We start from the raw sequence: 2,547 nt of genomic DNA on the forward strand, positions 1-2,547 counted from the left end.
ACGGCCTCGTCCAGGTCGATCCGGACGACCTGGAGGTCGGCCTCCTCCTCGCGGCGCTCGTGGCGCTGCTCCGCCGGCACCTCCGCCAGGTCCCGGGCCAGGAAGACCCGGACCAGCCCGTTGGTGAAGCCGGGCGAGCTGTGCAGGTCGACCAGCACGTCGATCCGCCCGGCGGTCAGGTCGGCCTCCTCGGCCAGCTCCCTCGCCGCGGCGGCCGGGAGGTCCTCGCCGGAGACGTCCATCAGCCCCGCGGGCAGCTCCCACAGGTGCCGCCCGACCGGGTGCCGGTACTGGCGGATCAGCACCACCTGGCCGGCCTCGTCGAGCGCCACCACGGCCACCGCCCCGACGTGCCGGATGTGGTCGCGGGCCGCCGTGCCGCCACCGGGCATGGTCACCTCGTCGGTGACCACGGAGAAGATCCGCCCGGCCCAGCGCTCCTGCCGGTCGGTGACCTCGTAGCGGTGCTCGACCGCGCTCACGAGGCCGACGCCGCCTTCGCGGCGGCGCCGCCGTTGCGGGCGGCCTTCTTCGCCGCCGGGGCCTCCGCCGCGGCGTCCAGGTCCACCGGGAGCTGGTCGGCCTCGGAGTAGGCCACCGCCGCCTTGACGAAGGAGGCGAAGAGCGGGTGCGGCCGGGTCGGCCGGCTCTTCAGCTCCGGGTGCGCCTGGGTGGCCACGAAGAACGGGTGCAGGCCCCGGTCCAGCTCCACGAACTCCACCAGCCGCCCGTCCGGGGAGGTGCCGGAGATCTGCAGGCCGGCCTTGGTGAGCTGGTCGCGGTAGGCGTTGTTCACCTCGTAGCGGTGCCGGTGCCGCTCGCTGACCTCGGTGCTGCCGTACGCCTCGGCGACCAGGGAGCCCTCGGCGAGCTTCGCCGGGTACGCCCCGAGCCGCATGGTGCCGCCCAGGTCGCCCCGGCCGGCCACGATGTCCTCCTGGTCGGCCATCGTGGCGATGACCGGGTGCTTGGCCTCCTCGTCGAACTCCAGCGAGTTCGCGCCCTCCAGGCCGGCCAGGTGCCGGGCCACCTCGATGGTCATGCACTGCAGGCCCAGGCAGAGCCCGAGCAGCGGGACGCCGTTCTCCCGGGCGTACCGGGCGGTGCCGATCTTGCCCTCGATGCCGCGCACCCCGAAGCCGCCGGGGATGACGATGCCGTCGACGCCGGCCAGGGCGGCCGCCGCGCCGGCCGGCGTGACGCACTCGTCGCTGGGCACCCAGCGCAGCTGCACCCGGGCCCGGTGGCCGAAGCCGGCGGCCCGGATCGCCTCGCTGACCGACAGGTACGCGTCGGGCAGGTCGACGTACTTGCCGACCACCGCGACGGTGACGGTGTGCACCGGCCGGTGCACCCGGTCCAGCAGGTCGTCCCAGCTGGCCCAGTCCACGTCCCGGAAGGAGAGGCCGAGCCGGCGCACCACGTACGCGTCGAGCCCCTCCCGGTGCAGCACCTTGGGGATGTCGTAGATGCTCGGCGCGTCCGGGGCGGCCACGACCGCCTCGGCGTCGACGTCGCAGTAGAGCGAGAGCTTGTGCTTGAGCTTCTCCGGGATCTCCCGGTCGGAGCGGCAGACGATGGCGTCCGGCTGGATGCCGATGCTGCGCAGCTGCGCCACCGAGTGCTGGGTCGGCTTCGTCTTCAGCTCGCCCGACGGCGCCAGGTACGGCACCAGCGAGACGTGCAGGTAGAAGCAGTTGTCCCGGCCGAGGTCGTGGCGGACCTGCCGGATCGCCTCCAGGAACGGCAGCGACTCGATGTCGCCGACCGTGCCGCCGACCTCGGTGATCACCACGTCCGGCACCTGGCCGCCCTCGTCCGGGTCGGCCATGGCCAGGATCCGCGACTTGATCTCGTTGGTGATGTGCGGGATGACCTGGACCGTGTCGCCCAGGTACTCCCCGCGCCGCTCCTTGGCGATCACGTCCGAGTAGATCTGCCCGGTGGTGACGTTCGCCTTGCCGGAGAGGTCCCGGTCCAGGAAGCGCTCGTAGTGGCCGACGTCGAGGTCGGTCTCGGCGCCGTCCTCGGTGATGAAGACCTCACCGTGCTGGAACGGGTTCATCGTCCCCGGGTCCACGTTGAGGTAGGGGTCGAGCTTCTGCATCACCACGCGGAGCCCGCGGGCGCTGAGCAGGTTGCCGAGGCTGGAGGCGGTGAGGCCCTTACCCAGCGAGGAGGCGACGCCCCCGGTGACGAAAATGTGCCTGGTCGTCCGTGCTGAAGGGGCCAAGGCCTGCTCCCGTGTCGTCCGTCGCGGTCGTGCAGACCGCCGTGCCGATCAGCCAAGTGATCACGCGATCCACGGGACTCCACGGTAACACCTCTTCCGCCCCCACCGCCGGGCGCACCCGGGGCCCGACGCCGGGGGCGGCCCGCCGGCTCAGGGCGTCGCGACCTCGGTCGATGCCCGGGCGGCCCGCCCGGGCGCGGTCGCCGGCGGCTTCACAGCGGGACCCGGGGTCGGCGGATCCACGGCGGGCCCCGGGGTTGGCCGACCCCCGGCAGGCCCCGCCACCGGCGGCTGATCGGCCGGATCCGCGACCG

Annotated in this window: 2 protein-coding genes; both read right to left on the reverse strand. The window is 73.4% G+C overall.

Annotated features, from left to right (window positions below; translation table 11 throughout):
• Positions 1-482, reverse strand: a 482-nt coding sequence (locus NCC78_RS30740; protein WP_250798916.1) for an NUDIX domain-containing protein, incomplete at its 3' end; no start/stop codon positions are given.
• Positions 479-2,233 carry a CTP synthase gene (pyrG, locus tag NCC78_RS30745; protein ID WP_250798918.1) on the reverse strand — a complete coding sequence of 585 codons (1,755 nt, stop codon included), beginning with the start codon at positions 2,231-2,233 and terminating at the stop codon, positions 479-481. The genes NCC78_RS30740 and pyrG, both read right to left, overlap by 4 nt.
• Positions 2,234-2,547: the final 314 nt, after the last annotated feature.

The sequence above is a fragment of the Micromonospora phytophila genome, from assembly GCF_023656545.1.
GTDB lineage: Bacteria > Actinomycetota > Actinomycetes > Mycobacteriales > Micromonosporaceae > Micromonospora > Micromonospora phytophila.